At 67.5% G+C, this 20,170-nt stretch carries 21 protein-coding genes; 9 read left to right on the top strand and 12 right to left on the bottom strand.

The genetic code is table 11. From position 1 onward, the window contains the following. Positions 1-91: 91 nt before the first annotated feature. Genes PUN71_RS06755 through PUN71_RS06740 form a run of 4 tightly spaced genes read right to left on the bottom strand, consistent with a single transcriptional unit; the run spans position 92 to position 4,150 of the window. Positions 92-1,291, bottom strand: a complete 1,200-nt coding sequence (locus PUN71_RS06755) for an N-acetylglucosamine-6-phosphate deacetylase (RefSeq protein WP_277797793.1) — start codon at positions 1,289-1,291, stop codon at positions 92-94. Next, positions 1,291-2,094: a copper homeostasis protein CutC gene (locus PUN71_RS06750; protein ID WP_277797792.1), complete on the bottom strand. Its 804-nt coding sequence runs from the start codon at positions 2,092-2,094 to the stop codon at positions 1,291-1,293. Before PUN71_RS06750 ends, PUN71_RS06755 begins: the two co-directional genes overlap by 1 nt. Then, a complete protein-coding gene (gene nagB, locus PUN71_RS06745) occupies positions 2,079-2,858 on the bottom strand; it encodes a glucosamine-6-phosphate deaminase (protein ID WP_277797791.1) in 780 nt (259 codons plus the stop codon). The genes PUN71_RS06750 and nagB overlap by 16 nt, the downstream gene beginning before the upstream one ends. Before the next feature lie 44 nt (positions 2,859-2,902). Then, entirely contained in the window at positions 2,903-4,150 is a 1,248-nt protein-coding gene (locus PUN71_RS06740) for a PTS transporter subunit EIIC (RefSeq protein ID WP_043449731.1), read from the bottom strand. Between the two features lie 232 nt (positions 4,151-4,382). On the opposite strand from PUN71_RS06740, the gene PUN71_RS06735 reads away from it, so the two are divergent. Together PUN71_RS06735 and PUN71_RS06730 are read left to right on the top strand one after the other, a co-directional pair. Next, entirely contained in the window at positions 4,383-4,613 is a 231-nt protein-coding gene (locus tag PUN71_RS06735) for a PTS sugar transporter subunit IIB (RefSeq protein WP_043449645.1), read from the top strand. Then, positions 4,613-5,071, top strand: a complete 459-nt coding sequence (locus PUN71_RS06730; RefSeq protein ID WP_277797790.1) for a PTS sugar transporter subunit IIA — start codon at positions 4,613-4,615, stop codon at positions 5,069-5,071. The genes PUN71_RS06735 and PUN71_RS06730 overlap by 1 nt, the downstream gene beginning before the upstream one ends. An 8-nt stretch (positions 5,072-5,079) precedes the next feature. Here the strand turns inward: PUN71_RS06730 and PUN71_RS06725 are convergent, their stop codons facing one another. Continuing rightward, positions 5,080-5,832: a GntR family transcriptional regulator gene (locus PUN71_RS06725; RefSeq protein WP_043449650.1), complete on the bottom strand. Its 753-nt coding sequence runs from the start codon at positions 5,830-5,832 to the stop codon at positions 5,080-5,082. 1,272 nt (positions 5,833-7,104) lie between these two features. Here PUN71_RS06725 and PUN71_RS06720 point away from each other — a divergent pair. Beyond that, on the top strand, positions 7,105-7,587 hold the full coding sequence (locus PUN71_RS06720) for a hypothetical protein (RefSeq protein ID WP_277797789.1): 483 nt from the start codon (positions 7,105-7,107) through the stop codon (positions 7,585-7,587). A gap of 6 nt (positions 7,588-7,593) precedes the next feature. Here PUN71_RS06720 and PUN71_RS06715 read toward each other — a convergent pair whose 3' ends face one another. The 4 genes from PUN71_RS06715 to PUN71_RS06700 all read right to left on the bottom strand — a co-directional run bounded on the left by PUN71_RS06715 (position 7,594) and on the right by PUN71_RS06700 (position 11,030). Further along, the gene (locus PUN71_RS06715) at positions 7,594-8,301 is read right to left on the bottom strand and encodes an SDR family oxidoreductase (protein ID WP_277797788.1); all 708 of its coding nucleotides are present in this window, start codon (positions 8,299-8,301) and stop codon (positions 7,594-7,596) included. A 147-nt stretch (positions 8,302-8,448) separates the two neighbouring features. Continuing rightward, a complete protein-coding gene (locus tag PUN71_RS06710; protein ID WP_277797787.1) occupies positions 8,449-9,051 on the bottom strand; it encodes a TetR/AcrR family transcriptional regulator in 603 nt (200 codons plus the stop codon). Between the two features lie 72 nt (positions 9,052-9,123). Next, the gene (locus PUN71_RS06705) at positions 9,124-9,981 is read right to left on the bottom strand and encodes an alpha/beta fold hydrolase (protein WP_277797786.1); all 858 of its coding nucleotides are present in this window, start codon (positions 9,979-9,981) and stop codon (positions 9,124-9,126) included. Beyond that, positions 9,978-11,030, bottom strand: coding sequence for an NADP-dependent oxidoreductase (locus tag PUN71_RS06700; protein WP_277797785.1), 1,053 nt, complete (start codon positions 11,028-11,030; stop codon positions 9,978-9,980). Before PUN71_RS06700 ends, PUN71_RS06705 begins: the two co-directional genes overlap by 4 nt. Before the next feature lie 262 nt (positions 11,031-11,292). Here PUN71_RS06700 and PUN71_RS06695 point away from each other — a divergent pair, with 262 nt between their 5' ends. Both PUN71_RS06695 and PUN71_RS06690 read left to right on the top strand, forming a co-directional pair. Beyond that, positions 11,293-12,327, top strand: coding sequence for a zinc-dependent alcohol dehydrogenase family protein (locus PUN71_RS06695; RefSeq protein WP_277797784.1), 1,035 nt, complete (start codon positions 11,293-11,295; stop codon positions 12,325-12,327). Between the two features lie 24 nt (positions 12,328-12,351). Continuing rightward, entirely contained in the window at positions 12,352-13,095 is a 744-nt protein-coding gene (locus PUN71_RS06690) for a lytic transglycosylase domain-containing protein (protein ID WP_277797783.1), read from the top strand. Positions 13,096-13,149: 54 nt separating this feature from the next. On the opposite strand, the gene PUN71_RS06685 is transcribed toward PUN71_RS06690, so the two are convergent. Next, positions 13,150-13,665, bottom strand: coding sequence for a nucleoside kinase (locus PUN71_RS06685; RefSeq protein WP_277797782.1), 516 nt, complete (start codon positions 13,663-13,665; stop codon positions 13,150-13,152). 82 nt (positions 13,666-13,747) lie between these two features. Further along, a complete protein-coding gene (locus tag PUN71_RS06680) occupies positions 13,748-14,914 on the bottom strand; it encodes a cytochrome P450 (protein ID WP_277797781.1) in 1,167 nt (388 codons plus the stop codon). A 146-nt stretch (positions 14,915-15,060) separates the two neighbouring features. Here PUN71_RS06680 and PUN71_RS06675 point away from each other — a divergent pair, with 146 nt between their 5' ends. From PUN71_RS06675 to PUN71_RS06660, 4 genes are all read left to right on the top strand, one after another. Further along, entirely contained in the window at positions 15,061-15,630 is a 570-nt protein-coding gene (locus PUN71_RS06675; protein WP_277797780.1) for a hypothetical protein, read from the top strand. Position 15,631: 1 nt separating this feature from the next. Continuing rightward, positions 15,632-17,818 carry a bifunctional polysaccharide deacetylase/glycosyltransferase family 2 protein gene (locus tag PUN71_RS06670; protein ID WP_277797779.1) on the top strand — a complete coding sequence of 729 codons (2,187 nt, stop codon included), beginning with the start codon at positions 15,632-15,634 and terminating at the stop codon, positions 17,816-17,818. A gap of 138 nt (positions 17,819-17,956) precedes the next feature. Then, positions 17,957-18,850, top strand: coding sequence for an SMP-30/gluconolactonase/LRE family protein (locus PUN71_RS06665; protein ID WP_277797778.1), 894 nt, complete (start codon positions 17,957-17,959; stop codon positions 18,848-18,850). Positions 18,851-18,864: 14 nt separating this feature from the next. After that, positions 18,865-19,896, top strand: coding sequence for an aldo/keto reductase (locus tag PUN71_RS06660; RefSeq protein ID WP_277797777.1), 1,032 nt, complete (start codon positions 18,865-18,867; stop codon positions 19,894-19,896). Positions 19,897-19,925: 29 nt separating this feature from the next. Here PUN71_RS06660 and PUN71_RS06655 read toward each other — a convergent pair whose 3' ends face one another. Beyond that, the gene (locus PUN71_RS06655; protein WP_082006948.1) at positions 19,926-20,168 is read right to left on the bottom strand and encodes an NfeD C-terminal domain-containing protein; all 243 of its coding nucleotides are present in this window, start codon (positions 20,166-20,168) and stop codon (positions 19,926-19,928) included. Positions 20,169-20,170: the final 2 nt, after the last annotated feature.

Here is a 20,170-nt window from a genome sequence, read left to right as displayed (position 1 = left end):
CCCCACCCCGACCTGGCGGATGGCTGCACTGCGGCCCGGCTTCTTGAGCGGTTCCAGGGGCACGGCGCGGCCGGCTGCGGGTCAGCGCGGGTCAGCGGGGCGCGCTGACCCGCTCACCCCTGCGCAGCACTGCTGCCAGGTTCAGGTCCCCGTCAAGGACGACGACATCGGCCTGCATTCCAGGGCGCAGGTCACCCGTCTGCGCGGAGAGGCCCAGCAAGGATGCCGGGACAGCCGAAGCGGAGGTGACCGCATCCCGGAGCGGAACACCCGCAGCCACGCAGCAGCGCACGATACCCAGCAGCGTGCTGGTTCCGCCGGCAATGGCGCCGCTGGAGTCAACCCGGGCCACGCCGCCGCTGACCGTGACGGAGAGGGATCCCAGCCGGTACTGTCCGTCCTCCAGTCCGGTCGCTGCCATCGAATCGGTCACCAGGGCGATGTTCTGCGGCCCCACGACGTCGAACACCAGCTTCACGGTTTCCGCCGCCAGATGCACGCCATCGGCTATCAGTTCCACCACCGCCGTTCCTGCCCGGGCCGCGCTGAGACTCGCCGAGACCGGTCCGGGAGAGCGGTGGTGCAGCGGGGGCATTGCATTGAAAAGGTGGGTGACACTCGGCCTGCGCTTACCGCCGGGTTTCCCTGCCGATTCCAGGCCCAACACCGCCCGCTCCAGGAACGCAGCCGCCGTCGTATTGTCCGCAGCGGTGTGGCCGAGGGAGGGGACGATGCCGCGGGCCGCAAGCTGCCCAACGAGTTCGGCGGCCCCGGGCAGTTCGGCCGCCAGGGTCATGGAGGCCAGGGTTGGTCCCGCCGCTGCCAGCAGGCGGGCCACGAGCTCCTGGTCGGGTTCCAGGAGCAAGGCGGGATCGTGCGCGCCGCACTGCTGGTCCGAAAGGAAGGGACCTTCCAGGTGCGACCCGGCAATCAGCCCCAGGCCCGTCAGCTCCCGCAGCACCCGAAGGTTCCTGACCAGGTCGTCGGGCTTTCCCGTCACCAGGCTGGCGACCAATGTGGTGGTTCCACGACTGTGCAGGTAGCGTGCCGCCCGTTCAGCGCCCCCTGGATCACCTTCGGAGAAATCCGAACCGCAGGCACCGTGGCAATGCACATCCACCAGGCCGGGCACCAGGACCTGTCCGGCCGGTGCCGCCGGCGGCAGTTCCCCGGGGAATTCCCGGGCAGGGCCGGCGAAGGTGACCAGTCCGCCGTCGGCCGCCACCACTCCGTCCCCGATGTCCATCGACGCGGTGACGATCCGGCCGCGAAGAACCAGTCCAGTGCCCATCAAGATACAGTCCTTCGTTCATCGATGTCCTTCGCAGCCACGGCGGCAGCCATGCGCGCGGCCAGGTCAGGGTCCGCAGCGGCGCGCCGGACCCCGGAATCCCCGGCCTTCAGCTGCCCGAGCCGCGCCGAGGTGTGCACGGCATGGACTCCGGCGTCCAGGAGCGACGGTACCAGTGCCAGGGTGACGCCCCCGCCGGCCATGACCTGGACCGAAGGGGCACTCCGGCGCCCCTCCTGCACGATCCTGCCCAGCATCTCCAGCCCCGCGGCGCAGTCCGCGCCGCCACCGCTGGTCAGGACCCGGTCCACGCCAGCCTGCTGCAGCCGGGAGAGGGCCTCGGCCGGCTCCACACCGGCCGCCAGGGCCGCGTCGAACGCCCGGTGGAACGTCACTTCCGCGTCCGGACGCACTGCCCGGGCCGTGGCCACGATGCGCTGCATCGCCGCAACGTCCGGGCCGCCGTTGGCGCCGAGCACGCCAACCACCACGCCCGCAGCCCCGGCGCGCAGTGCCGCCACGGCATCCCGCTCGATCACTTCGAGCTCGCCGGTGGCGTAGACAAAGTTGCCGGGCCGGGGACGCACCAGGACATGGACCGGGAGGCCGAGGCCGCACGCCTGCCCAATGGTGCCGATGCTTGGCGTGATGCCCCCGGTCTCCGCCAGGGCTGCGCACAGCTCGACGCGGGCCGCGGCCACGGAGACTGCCAGCCGGACGCCGTCGGCATCTTCCACCACCAGCTCAAGCTGCGGCACGGACCGGGCCATGGACAGGCGCCCGGAGCTCACAGTCCCTGCCATGCCGGCTTCCGGCCGAAGGTGTCCTGGTAGTACTCCCGGTGGGTGAGGCGGGAGGCCGCCGCCTCATCCACCAGTACGGATACGTGCGGGTGCAGCTGGAGGGCCGACGCCGGACAGATCGCCGCGACGGGACCTTCGACGGCGGCAGCCACAGCATCTGCCTTGGCCCCGCCCATTGCGAGCAGCAGCAGGTGCCTGGCCTCCCGAATGGTCCCCAGACCTTGGGTCAGCACGTGCTCCGGTACGTCCTCCGGTGCGTCAAAGAAGCGCGCGTTGTCCTGCCGCGTCTGCCGGGTGAGCGTCTTGATCCGCGTGCGGGAGGCCAGCGAGGACATGGGCTCATTGAAGCCCACATGGCCATCCGTCCCGATGCCGAGGATTTGGATATCCACCCCTCCCGCGGCCGCGATCCGGGCCTCGTAGGCGGCAGCTTCCGCCCGGGGGTCCGGGGCCAGGCCGTCCAGCCCGTGCACTGCGCCGGGGCCGAAATCAACGCTTGCCGTGAATTCCTCCCTGATGACCGAATGGTAGGACTGCGGATGGCCGGGCGGCAGGCCTACGTACTCGTCCAGCAGGAAGGCCTGGGCTGCAGCGAAGCTCAGCCCGCCGTGCCGGTGCCGGCGGATGAGTTCCTGGTATGTTCCCAGGGGAGTGGAGCCGGTGGCCAGCCCCAGGACGGACGGGCCGCGCCGGACCTGTTCCTCGATGGCGTCCGCGGCCGTGCGGGCTACGTCGTCAGGGGTGGGAAGGATGATGATTTCCATGCGGTGCGATGCTTTCGGCTGGAGGTGGCTGGTGTTGGAAGGGCTTACTTTGCGGCTTCGGTTTCCACTGTGACTTCGTCGTCTTCGCGGCCGGGGGTGCGCAGGTTCCAGCGCTTGATGACGAACGAGAAGAGGAAGTAGTAGATCACCGCATAGCCCAGGCCAATCGGGATCAACAGCCACGCGTTCTGGGCTTTGCCGAAGTTCAGTACGAAGTCGATCAGCCCGGCTGAGAACGTGAAGCCGTGATGGATCCCCAACGCATTCACCAGGGCCATGGAGGTTCCGGTCAGCGCTGCGTGGACGATGTAGAGCGGGAATGCAACGAACATGAACGAATACTCAAGCGGTTCGGTGATGCCGGTGAAGAACGCCGTGAGCGCGGTGGAGAGCATGATGCCGCCCACGATCTTCTTCTGGGAGGGCTTGGCATGGCGCCAGATGGCCAGGGCAGCGGCCGGAAGGCCGAACATCATGATGGGGAAGAAGCCGGTCATGAAGGTGCCGGCGGTGGGGTCGCCCGCAAAGAAGCGGTTAAGGTCGCCGCGCACCAGGTGGCCGGACGCGTCCGTGTAGTCGCCGATGAGGAACCATACGCCCGAATTCAGGATGTGGTGGAGGCCCGCAGGGATCAGCATGCGGTTGGCGAAACCGTAGATTCCGCCGCCCAGTACGGCGTTGCCCGCCACAAACTCGCCCACGGCGGAAAGGCCTGCGTTGAAGAGCGGGTACAGGAGGGCCATGACGACGCCGACCACCAGGCTGGTGACGGAGGTCAGGATGGGCACCAGGCGCCGGCCGCTGAAGAAGCCCAGGAAGTCCGGCAGCTTGGTGCGGTAGAACCGCTGCCAGAGCCCGGCGGACAACAGGCCCACCACGATGCCGGCGAGGACGCCGTAGTTGATCATGGCCGGCTTCCCGCCAGGGTCCAGTTGCCCGTCGAGAACCAGCGGCGACATGGCCTTGAAGACGCCGTCGATCACCATGTAGCCCACAACCGCGGCGAGTGCCGTGGACCCGTCAGCCTTCTTGGCCCAGCCCACGGCGATGCCGACGGCGAAGATGAGCGGGAGCCAGGTAAAGACGGCGTTGCCGGCGGCCGAGATGACGGCGGCGCCCCCTTCAAAGCCGGGAATGGCGCCGAGCAGGTCGGCCTGGCCGATGCGCAGCAGGATGCCGGCGGCCGGAAGGACAGCGATGGGGAGCATCAGGCAGCGGCCCAGCCGCTGGAGGGTGGCGAAGGCCCGGTTTGGCTTCTTTTCAGCTGCCAGGGCGGTGGTCTCGGATGACATGGTGTGCACCTCTGTGGGGTTGGGTGGGGGGCTTGTGAAAGAAGGGTTCCAGCCGGTACTGTCTGGTTATGACCAGTTCAGTGTGATTCATCCCACCGTCGGTGTCAAGGAAGGAAAATCTCCTCCGGGACAGGCCGCCGGTGGCAAAAGAAGCCATCATTGGTCGTACCGCAGCCGCCGGCTCCGGTGTTCGAAGATGTGCTCCGAGCGGGCACCGTCAGAAAGGGCAGCCATGTCCAAAGCAGAAAAAATCATTGAAGGCCTGGGCGGGGCCGGCAACATCGTGGAAGTCGAGGCCTGCATCACGCGGCTGCGCACCGAGGTCAAGGATTCCTCGCTGGTGAACGAAGCGACCCTCAAGGCCGCCGGTGCCCATGGCGTCCTGGCTGCCGGCACCGCCGTGCAGGTGATTGTGGGACCCGAGGCGGACACACTGGCCGAAGATATCGAGGACCTCCTCTAATGGCGCAGTCCCTGCCGGTTCATGCCCCGATTGGCGGTGCGGTCATTCCGCTGGCCGACGTTCCCGACCCCGTGTTCGCGGGGCAGATGGTGGGTTCCGGCGCGGCCGTGGAACCACCCGCAGGCGTGGCGTTCGACGTCGTGTCCCCCGTTGCGGGGAAGGTGGTCAAGATGCTGCCGCACGCCTTCGTGGTGGTTGAGCCATCCGGACGGGGCGTCCTGACGCACGTGGGCATCGACACGGTGAAGCTCAAGGGTGACGGCTTCAAGGTGCTCGTCAGCCAGGGTGATGAGGTCAAGGCCGGAGAGCCGGTCATGCACGTGGATCCCACGGCGGCGGTGGCGGCGGGTTACTCAATGGTGAGTCCCGTCGTCGTCCTGGATACCAAGCCGGACAGCGCCACGCTGGTGGACGCCGGCAGCGTCACCGCGGGCGACCTGCTGTTTACGCTCGGCTAGGCGAACTGCTACAGGCGCACTTCCATGGTGAGGGAGTAGCGGTCCGAGCGGTACCAGGAACGCGAATGTTCGATGGCCAGGTCGCCTGAATAGGACACGCGGTCAAAGGCAAGCACCGGTGCCCCCGTTCCCGTCCCGAGGAGCGCCCCGACGTCGGCCGGGGCGCCCTCGGACCTGACGCTTTGGCGGGCCCGGTCGATCTGGTGCCCGAACTGCCCGGCCAGGGCCTTGTAGACGGAGCCGCTGAGATCGATGCCCAGCAGTCCGGGCGCATGCTGCGGGTTGTACCAGGCGTCGTCGACGCTTACCGGCCGCCCGTCCGCCAGGCGGAGCCGCTTCAGGTGGTAGGCCTCGGCGCCCGGTGCGAGGCCGAGCGCCTCTGCGGTGTCATCCGGCGCTTCAAGACGCTCGGCCACCAGGACCACCGTGCTGGGAACGTGCCCCATCGCTTCCATTTCCTGGGTAAAGGAGGCCAGATGCAGCGTGGACTGGACGGGTGAGTCGGCAACGAAGGTGCCCTTGGCCGGAACGCGGACCAGGTGCCCTTCGTTGACCAGGCGGCCGATTGCGGCCCGGACGGTGATGCGGCTGACGCCATATGAATCCATGAGGGTGCGTTCGCTGGGAAGCCGGGCCCCCGGCTCCAACTCCTCTTTGGCAAGCTTGAGGATGATGAGCCGGAGCTGCTCATGCTTGGGCACCTGGGAGTTGTTGATGTGCGCATTGGGCGCATGCGCCGTACTCCCTGACATGGCCGGCATCGAGCCCTCCTTAATCTGGAGCGGTCCGGTAAGGACCACTAGCTCGGATTATTCCACATAGCGGCGTTGGGAAGGCCATTGTCGGCGTCGCTTCGGCGCGCTGTCAGGAAGAATTCCCTGGTCGGGGCAGTTGCCGTGCGGGGCTGGGGTTCCGTCTCCTAAGATTCCGCCGGTGCAGGACTATGGCGAGGACGAGCAGGGGAACGTGGATTGCGGGCAGGTTATGGGCAAACCAGCGGGGCAGGTAGATGTCTGTGACAGAGCCGGTGGGGTCCCCAAGCCGCCGCGCCAAGGGGGTCAGCGGGCAATGAAAGCCATTGCCGACGAAGACCAGTGTTTCACCGGCGACAACCGCTGCTGCCGCCGCTGCCCGCTTGTCGCTTCTCCCGCGGAATCCCGCATACAGCAGATAGACCATGCAGGCCTCGATACTGAACCAGGCCGCTGTATGAAACGCCTTAACGCCGCGAAGGGCCAACTGAGTTCTTCCCATGCCCCCAACTGAACACGGCCGGCGGCAGTCGCTTTAGGGTATTCCGGCCTGAAAGCGTCAACGGCCGCGGCCAGGGATTCCGGCCGCCCCGGCGTTGCAGCCGCCGGCAAGTACCGGGCCTCCGCGAAACGCGTACCAGTTACTCGGGCGCATGGGGGAAGATCGCACGTAAAGTCGTTACCGGAGCTGGCGGCGAGGGTGTTCGTCTGAGACCACGGATACCTCCCCCAGCCGTCGCCAGCTCCTCCACCGCCTTGCCGCGGAACCGGGGCACCGGGTCTGATCGCCCCGAATCTCAAGATTGACACAATAAGTCCCGATGGTGGACAAAGCATCTTCCCCCTGATCCTGTCGCCTCCCTAAAGTGTCTCTACAAAGACGGCGGCCGGATCTTCCTACACGAACAGGGCAAGGGGGACGCATGAGCACAAGCAATCCCAGCACGGGCAACGGACCAACTCTGCCGGCGCAACCATGCCGCACCGTGCCCCTCCCTGCTCCACCGCGGACCCGCTTGGCCAGGCCCCGGGCAGCAGCGCAACCACCGCGTTCCGCCCGAAGGGAACACGAGGTCCAGCAGCTGATCCGTGATCTCGCCGCACTCGCAGCCAACCGCCGTCCCCGAATGTCATAGCCACATTCCTGACAGGGCTGCCGCAGGCGCAGTGGCTGGCACGGTGATGAAGAGCGCGCCAGAGCCTCATCCCGGTCCCAAAGGCCCTGTCCGCGCCGTTCCGCCGGACCTAACCTGTCTTCACCACCACCAGAAGGAGGCACTGATGCGGACAGCAGAAGAAGCGATGGAGTCCATGCAGGCCCATGGCCTTTCCGGGAACCTCCTGGGCCATGTGGCCAGGGGCCGGGAGTGGGCCACTCCGGGCGTCCAGGCGGCGCTCCAGCGGGCCGTGGCAGGCCTGGACGCCGGAATTGAGACCGCCTCCCCGCGGCTCCAGGCGATCCTGCGGCAGTTGGCGGACGACGTTGCCGCCGGAGTGGCAACCTTCACTCCCAAGGTCCGGCAGCAACTGGGGCGCGTCGGACCGAACCCGTCTGCCCGGGCTGGGAAGCGGGTTCCCGCCCCCAACCGGACGTCCAAGACCTGGTGGTGGATCGCAGGAATCGTTGCCCTGGCTGCCGGTGCAGCAGTATGGCGCTCCCGGCAGGCCTCCCTGCGCACGGAAGCAACATCAGGCAGCCAGGAGCAGGAAGCCGGCGGATCGAATCCCAACGTCGATGCGGACCTCGCCACGCGCCCCAGGTAGCAGCGGTTACAGGGCTTTGAGCTGCGGGTAGAGTTCCTCTATTCCGGCGCCAAGGCCCGCTTTGATGTTTATCGAGGCCTCGTCCGCAAGCACTTCATGGTCCCCGGCTTCCAGGCCATCGAACACCCGCGTTACCAGGACTGCCGGCGGAAGCTTGGCGTCAGCCGTGTGGGCGGCCATGGCGGTATCCACCCATCCGACGTGCACGCCGAGGACCTGGACGCCCTCCGGGGCAAGCTCGAGCCGCAGGGCATTCGTTGCCGACCAGAGGGCGGCTTTGGAGACGCTGTAGACACCGGCCGTTGCGTACCAGCTCAGGAGCGAGTGGATATTGACCATAGCGGCTGCTTCCTGCCCTTTAAGCACAGGCGCAAAAGCGCGTGCCAGGTTGAGCGGTCCGAAGAAATTGGTCTCCATAATGGAGCGGATGTCTTCGTCCGGCAGGGTCAGCAGGCTGGCGCTGGCAGGGGAGGCGCCGGCGTTATTAATGAGCACTGTGACGTCGGCTGCGGATTCCGCCGCTGCCTGGATGGACGCGGGGTCGGTGACGTCCAGGGTGAGGGGCACGATGCGGTCGTCGCCCCAGGCGCGGGGGTGGCGCGCGGAGGCGTAGACCTTGGCGGCGCCGCGGACGAGGGCCTGGCGGACGAACTCTGTGCCAATGCCGCCGTTTGCGCCGGTGACGAGGACGGTTGCTCCGTTAAGGGAAGTCATGGTTATGTGCCTTTCGAGGAAGTCGCGCCGGAACTGGGCGCAGGGTGAGGGGGATTCGCCGGGCAGCGGGTCCTGCCCAGGGACACGTGCGCAGGCACCGGCAGAGGGGTACCGTTCTCCGGACAACAACCGGCGGCGGGTTGCCGTTCAGGCCGGGAGGATGGCCGCTACCTGCTCCCGGATGTCCAGGATCAGTTCGTCCGTGGACCGGGAGGCGTTGGTGGCGGCTGCCATGGTGAGGAACATGATGGCGGAGACGGCGCGGGCAAGGGTAGCCGCAGGTTTGGCGGAAGTGCGGCCGTTCCGCTGCAGCACGGCGGCGATGGCTGCCTCCGTACCGGCGGCAAGAGTGAGGGCGGCATGGTGGTGGGGTTCGGTCGGGTCGCCGAACACCATTTCCCGCAGGTAGGTGCGTCCGTTGTCGACCTGGGTCCGGTTGCATTCCACCACCGGCCGGATGATGGCCATGACGGCCTCGAGCGGTGCGCTGATCTCCGCGGCGGCCGCCTTGCCCTTGGCAAGGGCGTCGGCGTAGGCCGAGTTCTGGACGAGCAGCAGCAGTTCACCTTTGCTCTTGGCATACAGGAACAGGGTGCCCGCGCCGATGTCGGCCTTCTCCGCGATTTGCTGGGTGGTGACCTCGTCAATGCCATGTTCGGCAAAAAGTTCGCGGGCTGCCGCCGTGATCCGGTCAAGCTTGGCCTGCTTGTTCCGTTCCCGCCGGGAGACGGGCTGGGAAGCAAGTTGCATGGCGGGATGTCCTCCGGGACGGTCATGGGGCTGGGCTGACTTCGAGTGTAGCCAATGGCGCGGGCACCGGCGTCAGCCCTGGAGGAACTTGACGGCAACGGGAACGAACTGCTCGTGGAACTGGAAGATGCCGCCGTGGCCGGAGTCGGGGTAGATGACCAGCTTCGAGCCTGCGATTCGCCGGTGCAGGTCCGTGGACAGGCCGGTAGGAACCATGCGGTCATGGTCGCCGTTGGCGATCAGGGTGGGGTTGCTGATTGCAGACAGGTCGGCCTGCTGCGCGCGGCCCCAGTCTTTGATGGCCTTCAGCTGGGTGCGGAACGCCCGGAGACGGACCGGTCGGTCACGTCCTGCACGGCGCTCCTGGAGACGCCCGATGAAATCCTTTGCAGCGCGCTTGCCGGCGGCGTTGCGGTTGAAGAACAGGAACTCCTTCGGATCAGACCGGAGCAGGGCGGCCCGCAGGATGTCAAGGTACGTTACCCGGGCAACCCTGTCCATGCCCTTCCCGCCCCGCGGACCCGTGCCGGCAAGGATGAGCTTCCGGACCAGGTCCGGGTGCTTCCCGATGAGGGCCTGGGCCACCATGCCGCCCAGGGAAAAGGCGAAGACATCAATCCTGTCCAGGCCCAGGGCCCGGATAAAGGCAACTGCGTCGTCAGCCATCGCTTCGATGCTGTCCGGCACCACACCGGTGGTTCCGCCGAGTCCGCGGTTATCGAAGGTGATGACGTGGTGTTCCCGGGCGATCGGGTCGATGACGCGCGGGTCCCAGTTATCCAGGTTGCCGGCAAGGTGGAGGAAGAAGACGACGGGAATACCCCCTCTGGGCCCCAGTTCGCGGTACACATAGCTGACGTCGCCGGCTGTGATGGTACGGGTGGGTGCCTGCGCGTAGGAAGACGGTTCGGGGATGCTGGCGGGACTCATGGCTGTTCCCCAAGCTGCTGCCGGCCAGCTGCCTGGATCCGGTCCATGCCGCCTGGGGGATTGATGACGACGGCCTTGCCGCGCAGGCCTCCGCTTCCCAGGGCTTTCAAAGCGTCCGGCGTTTGGGCAAAGGGGCTGACACGTCCGACGACGGGACGCAGCACGCCGTCGTCGACAAGCCTTGCGATGCGGCCGAGTTGGCTGCCGCTGGCGTGCATGAACAGGAATTCGTAGCGCACGCCGAGCCTGCGCGCCTGGCGGCGGATGCTCCGGCTGAGGACTCCGATGGCGAGGCGGAGTACGGGGTTGAGGCCGAGTTCCCGGGCGAAATCGGGGTCCGGCGGCCCTGCGATTCCAATCGCGGTGCCCCCCGGCTTGAGGACGCGCAATGATTTCTCCAGGTTGCGTCCGCCGAGGCTGTCGAGCACCAGGTCGTATCCGCTGAGGATCTCCTCGAAGTCTTCATTTCGGTAATCAATAACAACATCAGCGCCCAGGCCCCGGACGAACTCAGCGTTGGCGGCGCTGGCCGTGGCGGCAACGGAGGCACCAAGGTACTTGGCCAGCTGCACGGCGATGGAACCCACGCCGCCGGCGCCTGCATGGATGAGGACCTTCTGCCCCGGCTGCACCTTGCCGCGCTCCACCAGGGCCTGCCAGGCCGTCAAAGCCACCAGCGGAAGGGACCCGGCCTCGGCCATGCTGATGGATGCAGGCTTGAGGGCCACATCGGATTCGGCCACGGCGATCCGTTCCGCGAAGGTGCCGATCCGTTCTTTGCCGGGCCTGGCAAAGATCTCATCGCCGGGCTTGAAGCGCCGCACCTTCGTGCCGGTCTGGAGGACTGTTCCCGCCACGTCATGGCCGGGGACCAGGGGCAGGTCATAGGGAAGGATCTGCCTGAACCCGCCAAGCCGGATCTTCTCATCGAGCTGGTTGAGGCCGGCCGCCTCCACGCGGACAAGCAGATCATGGTCGCCCACTGCAGGTTCAGCCAGCTCCGCCGGCTGCAGGGGGGTCTTGTATTTGCTGATGACGAAAGCCTTCATGATGGAATTCCTTCCAGTTGAGTTGACTCAATTATGAGCCTACTCAGAAAGTTCGTCAAGAGTGTCTGGACCAGTTCCGGGGGTAAGACCCGGCGGCCGCTACGGGGCATGGAGTACCCCCGGCACCTGCCGGCACAAGATGAGCGAAACGTGGCCGTGCCAATGCACCGCTGGCGCCTCATGTGCTGCCTTAGGATTTGGGGAGGCCTTAAGCTGCCGGTGTGCCCGGTCTCCCGATGGGAGCAAACAAAGGAGGATCGTGATGCGTGCAATCGTCATGGACCGGATCGCAGGACCGCTGGCGGTCCGGGAGGTGGCTGTGCCGGCCGTGCCCGCGGGGGGAGCGGTCATCAACGTCGTCGCGACCGGCCTCTGCCGCAGCGACTGGCATGCCTGGGCCGGGCACGACGACATCGTTCTGCCTCATGTGCCTGGCCATGAGTTCGCCGGCGTCATCGCGGCCGTTGGCCCGGACGTGGAAGAGTGGGCTGCCGGTGACCGGGTGACAGCACCGTTCGTGGAAGGCTGCGGCGCCTGTGAATGGTGCCTGGGCGGCAATGCGCAGGTCTGCCCCCAGCAGCAACAGCCCGGGTTCACCCACTGGGGCTCCTTCGCCGGACAGGTGGTGATCCATGCCGCGGACACGAACCTCATAGCCATCCCGGACGCCGTAGGCTTCGAGGCCGCGGCCAGCCTTGGCTGTCGTTTCGCAACGGCCTACCGGGCGCTGACCGGGCGGGCCCGGCTCACTCCCAACGAGTGGGTCACCATCGTGGGCGCCGGTGGCGTGGGCCTCAGTGCAGTCATGATTGCCAAGGCGCTCGGGGCGAAAGTCGTCGCCGTCGACCGCAATCCAGCCGCCCTGTCGATGGCTGCCTCCCTCGGCGCCGACCACATCCTGACAGCGGACGGGTCCGATATCCCCGCCCAGGTGCACGCCATCACCGGAGGAAGCCACGTCTCCGTGGACGCAGTCGGCAGCGAGCAGACCTGTGCTGACGCGCTCCTGAGTCTCCGCCGTCACGGCCGGCACGTGCAGGTGGGCCTCCTGCCACCGGTTGACGGCCATCCCCGCGTACCCATGGCGCGGGTCATCGCGTGGGAGCTTGAAGTCCTGGGAAGCCATGGGATGGCCGCCGCTGACTACCCGGGGATGCTCTCCCTCATAGCATCCGGGGCACTCGAACCGCAGAAGCTCATCGAGCGCATTATTGGGTTGGACGAGGCCGCCGAACTGCTTCCACGAATGGACACGGCCAACGTTGCGGGCATGACGATGGTCGATCCAACCCGTTAGCAGGCGGGATGGTTTGATTGGTCAGTGCTCCGCCTCAAACGCCTTTTTGTCCTTAGCCTGGTTCTCGGTTGTGCCATCACCGCGTTCTCGTTCTGGGCTGTCCGGCAGCCGGGCGCGCGCCTCCTGCCGCCACCGCCGCAGGCGGGAGTGACACTTGCGGCGGCACCCAGCGGAATCACTACTGCCGTGAACGTGACCCGCAGCCCGGATGCCCAATGGCTGTCCTCGGCTGCCAGCCAGACGGGCATCCCGGCCAGGGCGCTGCGGGCCTACGTCACGGCAGCCGTGGCTGCCAGGGGTTCCCATCCGGATTGCGGCATCGGCTGGAACACGCTGGCTGCCGTCGGCTTTGTCGAATCAGCCCACGGGACGTACGGCGGCGGGCGCCTCGATGCCTTGGGCCAGGCGAGCGGCCCCATCGTGGGCCCCAGCCTCGATGGTGATGGTTTTGCCGCCATCGACGACACGGACGGCGGTGCACTGGACCACGACGCCAACTGGGACCACGCCGTCGGGCCCATGCAGTTCATCCCCTCCACATGGCGGCTGGTGGGGCGGGACGGAAACGGGGACGGAACGGCGGACCCGTTCAATATCGACGACGCCGCTCTCAGCGCAGCCACCTATCTCTGTGCCCGGGGCCGGGACCTGACCACCGCGCAGGGCTGGACGGATGCCATCTACGCCTACAACCAGTCCGACGCCTACATACGCAAGGTACGGGACCAGGCAACCAGCTACGCGGCAAAGGCGGGTGGGGCCGGCTGAACGGAGGCAGCGCGCTGCCGTCCACCGGGCCCTTGGGTGTCCGGCGGGAGGGCCTTATGCCCCGCCGCTTGCCTGGACGCGCCGAAGGATGTCATCCACGACGCGGGGAAGGGGCGCGGTGGCATCGATCGGAATGGCGCCGGACGGGATTTCCGCCCGCGTCTGATGGAGCTGCTCAATCAGCCTGCGCTCCTCCTTCCGCCCGCCCCATTCGTCAAGCGGACGTTCGTCCAGCCGCGTTGCCAGGGTTTCGGCGTCGACCTCAAGAACGAAGACGGCGTCGAAAAGCCCGATGAACCTGCCGGCATTCCTCGACCCGCCGCAGAAGAACGTCAGGGCCTCAGTCCGGTCCGCGACGAGGGACTTCACCTTGTCCACGTCCCAGATGTGGTGGTGGTGCACGGCGGTGCCCGTCACTCCCGGCACCGGGCTGCCGGTTTCCGGGTCTCCCTGGTAGGCCAGTTCCCGGTCCCCGTTGATGGCCTGGTAGCCGCGCCGCCGCAGCTCATGGCACACCGCAGTTTTTCCCGTGCCCGAGCCGCCCTCGATGAGGAAGTTCTTCCTGCCCATGCCTGATGGTACCCAGGGGCGCAGCCGTGGCAGGCGGGAACCGGGGAAGAACCGCCGGGACCGTGGACTGACCGCAGTGCTCCTAGGGCGCGTTCCACGTAACGGGGAGGGTCTTCAGCCCATAGACAATGCTGCTGTGCATCCGCTCCAGCTGTGTCCCCGGGGCAAGGGACAGTCCGGGCAGGCGGGACAGCAGCACCTCCATGGCGATTTTCGCCTCGAGCCGTGCCAGCGGGGCCCCAAGGCAGAAGTGGATCCCGTGGCCGAACGCCAGATGCCGGTTCTGGGCGCGGTCCACGTCGAACTCGGCCGGCCGCTCAAACTGCCGCTCGTCCCGGTTCGCCGACCCAATCCACGCCACGAGGGGGGCGCCGGCGGGAAGCGTCTTGCCGCCCAACGTCGTTTCGACCGCCGTTACCCGGTACATGGACTGGACCGGGGACCGGAATCGAAGCACCTCTTCGAGGGTCTGGGGAAGCAGTGAGGGATCCTCCAGGACACGCCCGAGGGTGCGCGGCGATTCGGCCAGGCACAGGACGGCGTTGCCAATCAGGTTGGTGGTGGTTTCATTCCCGGCAACCAGCAGCAGGCTGCAGAAACCGAGCAGTTCCGGCACTGTCAGCCTTTGGCCGTCAATCTCGGCAGCAAGCAGGGTGCTGATCAGGTCCCTGCCCGGCCGGTTCCGCCGGGCATCGATCAGGGCCAGGAAGTACCCGATCATCTCTGACGTGGTGGAATCCTGTTCGGTGTTGGCCGGCCCGGTACGAGTTTGGCTGACAATGACGTCCGACCAGTGTTTGAAGCGCCCGCGGTCCTCGGCGGGGATGCCCAGGAGCTCGGAAATGACGATGACCGGCAGCGGGTAGGCCAGTTCCCGGATCAGGTCTGCGCTCCCGGCTGCCGCAAATTCATCCAGAAGCCCGTTGGCCAGTTCCGCGATCCTTGGAGCCAACGCGTCGACGGCCTTGGGAGTGAACGCCTGGGTGACCAGCGAGCGCAGCTGCCGGTGCCGCGGAGGATCAGTGGTGATCAGGCTTGACGCGAACAGTTGGCCGGACCCGGAGGGATTGTCACCGCCAATCCGCGACGAAAACGTGGCGTGTTCCGACAGGACCCGCTGGACGTCGTCGTAGCGGAACACATGCCAGCTCCCCGTCTGCTCGTCCTGGAGGACGGGGGCCACGGACCGCATTTGTTCATAGTGCGGGAATGGGTCGAGTGGATATTCTTCGGACCGGCTGGTGTCCATGGTGGCCTCCCTGCTCACCTGTCGCACGCCCGGCATGACGGGCTCCAGGGCCTCAACTGACTGACCGTTGCTCGATCTTAGCTACAGCCTGCCGCCCCGGGGGCGTTTTGTGCTAGCGATTTTTAAGCCTCTATGGTTGATGCTCGATGAAAGCCCCTGAGAAGACCTCCGATCAGCCGCGCCCGAAGTCGGCGCGCGGGCCCATCTTTGTTGACGCCTCCGGCCGGCGCTTCCGCAGGGTCCGGCTGATAGGGCTGGGAGTCCTGGGACTCGTGGCCGGCTACGTGGTCCTGCTCGTCGCCGCCTTCATCGGCGGCTCCGGCGGCCCTGCGCCGTTCCTCCCCTTTCCGGCCGCGGCAGGGCCGCAGCCGGCACCGTCCCGGACCGCTGCGCCGGTCCCTTCCGACGCCGCTGCCCAGGCAGCCGGGACGGAAGCGGCGGGAACGCCGTCGTCCGCTGCCGTGCCCATCGTTGCGCAGTCCCCGTCGGCCGCGCCCCAGGCCCTCCCAGCCTTGCCTCCTGCGCCCGCGCCCGCGCCGGCGGCACCTGCCGCCGGGGTTCCCGCGGCACCCACCACGGCAGCGCCGGCTCCCGGCATGAGCGGCACCGCGCCTGGATCGAGCGTCACTGCGCCCGGCGGAAGCGCCAGCGCACCGGGGGCCAACGGCGCTGCACCCGGCCAGACCACCCGGCCCACCGCCCCGGCCCGCCCCTGATATGGCATACCGGAACAAAGCGCCGCGGCCGGCCCCGTCCGCCGTCCCCGCCAAGGTCACCGCCCACTGGTTCATCCTCCTGGCAACCCTGGCCGCGTTGGGGCTGGCCCTTGCCGTGCAGGGCTACATCCACCATCTGGGCGGCATCGGAGCGGACGCCGTTCCGTCCGGCGCAGCAGCAGGCAATGTCCCCGCGGCCGTCTCCGGCGGCGGACCGGTCATCGACTCGCGCGGGGGAGCCGTGCGCTCCGTCAGGCCGCCGGACCGTACCGTGGCACTCACTTTCGACGACGGACCGGACCCGCAGTGGACCCCGCGAATCCTGGACGTGCTGAAGGAACACCACGTCCACGCAACCTTTTTCGTCGTCGGCTCTGCCGCGGTGGACCACCCGGACCTGGTGCGCCGCATCGTCGCGGAAGGCCACGAAATCGGCGTCCACACCCTGACCCATACGGACCTGGGTGCGGCCGGGCAGTGGCGGCGAGGGCTTGAGGTGCAAGGGGGCCAGGACGCCATTGTGGGCGTCACCGGCCAGTCCGTCTCCCTGCTGCGGCCCCCTTACACTTCAGGCAACGCAGCAATCACCGACAGTACGTGGTCCGCCATACAGGGGTTGGGGGACGAGGGCTACCTCACGGTGCTGAGCAGCGTGGACAGCAAGGACTGGCAGCAGCCAGGCGTCCAGGCGATTGCGGACAGCCTCAAGCCGCAGGGACCGCAGGGCCAGGTGGTCCTGATGCACGACGGCGGCGGTGACAGGGAACAGACCGTCGCCGCCCTGGACCAGGCCCTCTCGCAATTCTCCGATCAGGGCTACCGCGTCACCACAGTGGGTGGCGCGGCAGGCGTGGACACCATGCGTCCCGCCTCAGGCCTGGAGCAGGCACGAGGCTCTGCGCTCGTCTGGGGTATCCGCGTCAGCGACTTCGTGGTCACGGCCATCTCCTGGGCCCTCGTCGCCGCCGGCGTTGTCACGCTGGTCCGCGCCGTCCTGGTGATGTTCTTCGCCGCCCGCCACAGCCGGGCGGCCCGCCGCGCCGGCCGCCAGGGCCGGGGCAGGAGGCGGGTGGACGCGGTGCACAGGCCTGTGATCACCGAACCGGCGACCGTGATCGTCCCTGCCTACAACGAATCGGCAGGCATCGAAGCTGCCGTCAGGTCCATCGCAGCGTCCTCCCATCCGGTGGAGGTCATCGTGGTGGATGACGGATCGACAGACGGAACGGCGGACATCGTCGAGGCGCTCGGCCTGCCGGGTGTCAGGGTCATCCGGAAGGAGAACGGCGGAAAGCCGTCTGCGCTGAATGCGGGGATCCTGGCTGCCAGCTACGACCTGGTGGTCATGGTCGACGGCGACACCGTCTTCGAGCCCGACACGGTGCGGGCGCTGCTTCAACCCTTCGCCGATCCCCGGGTGGGGGCCATCTCGGGAAACACCAAGGTTGCCAACCGCGGCGGGATCCTGGGTGCGTGGCAGCACATCGAATACGTCGTCGGCTTCAACCTTGACCGGCGGCTGTTCGACGTGGCCGAATGCATGCCCACCGTCCCGGGTGCCATCGGCGCCTTCCGCCTGACCGCCCTCCGCAACGTGGGCGGCGTCAGCGACGACACCCTGGCAGAGGACACCGACCTGACCATGGCCCTGTGCCGGGACGGCTGGCGCGTGGTGTACCAGGAGGACGCACGGGCGTGGACAGAGGCTCCAGCCACCCTCGGCGCCCTGTGGAAGCAGCGGTACCGCTGGTGCTACGGCACCCTGCAGGCGATGTGGAAGCACCGCGGCGCGGTGATCCAGGACGGTGCCGCGGGCAAGCTTGGCCGGCGCGGACTTGGTTACCTGCTGGTACTGCAGGTCCTGCTTCCCCTCTTCGCTCCCATCGTCGACGTCTTCGCCGTTTACGGCCTGGTCTTCCTCGACCCGCTGCGCATCGCGGCCCTTTGGCTCGCTTTCCTGGCCGTGCAGATGCTGATGGCCGCATACGCGTTCCGGCTCGACAAGGAGCCCCTGGGCCCGCTGTGGACGCTTCCGCTCCAGCAGTTCGTCTACCGGCAGCTCATGTATCTCGTCGTTATCCAGGCAGTCGTCACGGCAGTGACCGGCGTGCACCTCCGCTGGCACCGGATGGAAAGATACGGCAGCCTGACCGTCCCCGACGCCCAGCGCCAGCTCCACAGCTCCTGACTTTCCGCATCTCCGGTGGGGTGCCGCCGTCGTGATCCGGGCCCGCGCTATGGTGGTGCCTGTGCGTGCCGCCGCGGGACGGTGCCGCCAAAAGGGCGGACAGCGGCACGGCCGGACGTGGACCGCAAAGGAGCGCTGATGGGCAACGATCTGACCACGGGCCCGCTGGAGTGCCTTTTCACGGGAGCCGTGTGGGCGGAAGGCCCCTTGTGGGTGCCGTCCTCGCGCACCGTGCGCTGGAGCGACATTCCCAACAACAGGATCCTCGAATTCAACCCAGCCACCGGGAGTACCCGCGACTATGCCGTTGGCGTGGAATACACCAACGGCCGGACCCTGGATGCCGACGGCAGCGTGGTCCAGTGCAGCCACGGCCGGCGCCGGCTGGAACGCGACCGGGAAGGCACGGTCACCGGGATCGTGGATACCTTTGAGGGCCACCGCCTGAACTCACCCAACGACGTGGTGGTGGCGGGCGACGGCGGCATCTGGTTCACGGACCCGCCCTACGGCATCCTGCCCGGCACCAGGGAAGGCCACGAAGGGGAGCAGGAATACGGGGGCTGCCACGTGTTCCGTTTCGATCCGGCTTCCGGGGCGCTGGCGGCGGTGGTCACCGACCTGGTGCACCCCAACGGGCTGGCCTTCTCGCCGGACGAATCCATCCTCTACGTGGCGGACACGGCCGGCCCCGGCTACGGCGTGCCGCTGCGGATTGCCGCCTACCCTGTCCGGGACGGCCTGTGCGGCCCGCGGTCAGGCCTTCTCACGCTGGAAGACGGCCACGCCGCCGACGGCTTGAGGGTGGACGTCGAAGGCAGGATCTGGACCTCGGCCGGTCCGTCGGTCCGGGTTTACACGCCGTCCTTCGACCTCCTGCATACCGTCGCCGTACCGGAAACCGTATCCAACCTGTGCTTCGGCGGTCCCGACGGGCAGGACGTCTACATCACCGCCACCACCAGCCTCTACCGGATCCGCAGTGCCACGACCGACGCGGCAGCCCGGTACCTGGAATCCAACCACCACTGATCGCGAGGAAATCCATGCAGCATCGAACCCTTGGCCACAGCGGCACCGTCGTCACCAATTACGCGCTGGGCACCATGACCTTCGGCGCAGAAGCGACCGAGGAAACCTCCCACGCCATCCTGGACAGCTACTTCGAAGCAGGCGGCAACTTCATTGACACCGCGGACGTCTACAGCAGCGGGGTGTCCGAGGAAATCATTGGCCGCTGGCTGGCCGCGCGGCCCGCGCTCAGGGACACCGCGGTGATCGCCACCAAGGGGCGCTTCCCCATGGGAACGGCGCCGAACGACGTCGGAACCTCCCGCCGGCACCTGACCCGGGCCCTGGATGATTCCCTCCGCCGCCTGGGCGTGGAACAGATCGACCTCTACCAGATGCATGCGTGGGATCCGGTCACGCCGCTGGAAGAAACCCTGCGCTTCCTTGAGGACGCCGTGTCGCGGGGCAAGATCGCCTACTACGGCTTTTCCAACTTCCTGGGCTGGCAGCTCACCAAGGCCGTCCACGTGGCGCGGAGCCACGGCTGGAACCCGCCGGTCAGCCTCCAGCCCCAGTACAGCCTGCTGGTCCGCGAGATCGAATTCGAAATCGTTCCTGCGGCCCTCGACGCCGGGATCGGCCTGCTGCCGTGGTCGCCCCTGGGCGGCGGCTGGTTGTCCGGCAAGTACAAGCGGGACCAGCAGCCGTCCGGAGCCACGCGGCTGGGGGAGAATCCCGAACGCGGCATGGAGGCCTGGAAGGCGCGCAATGACAATCCGCGCACGTGGGACGTGATCGACGCTGTCGAGGACATCGCGGGAGCCCATGGCGTGAGCCCGTCACAGGTTGCCTTGGCCTGGCTGGCGGATCGTCCGGCCGTCACCTCCGTGATCCTTGGCGCGAGGACCACTGATCAGCTCGCCGACAACCTCGCCGCCGCTGACCTGCAGCTCAGCGCCGAGGACGTTGACCGGCTCACCCTGGCCAGCCGGCCCCAGGCCGGGGTGTACCCCTACGGACCCATGGCGCAGGAGCAGCGCAGCCGCAAGATGGAGGGCGGCCGGTAGCTCCACCGGCACGGGCGGACGCAGGGCCACTAATCGGCGTGCCGCAACACGTCCGGCAGCTCGTCCACGTAGACCGTCTGGGGCGGGTCGAAGTAGATCACCAGCACCTCGGAGCCCACGGGAAAGACGCTGGTCTTGTCGAACGGGTGGGCGTGGAAGGCCATGATGCCGCCAAGATACGGCAGCATGACTTCGCCGATGGTGCCCGGTCCGATCCGCCCGGTCACCCGGCCGATCCTGCCCGTCAGGCTCCGGTCAACGTCTTTTCGCATTG

The organism is Arthrobacter sp. NQ7, from assembly GCF_029581595.2.
GTDB classification, from domain to species: Bacteria; Actinomycetota; Actinomycetes; order Actinomycetales; family Micrococcaceae; genus Arthrobacter; species Arthrobacter phenanthrenivorans_B.
The sequence above is the reverse complement of the archived record's forward strand: the minus strand, read 5'-3'. Positions and strand labels throughout refer to the sequence as shown.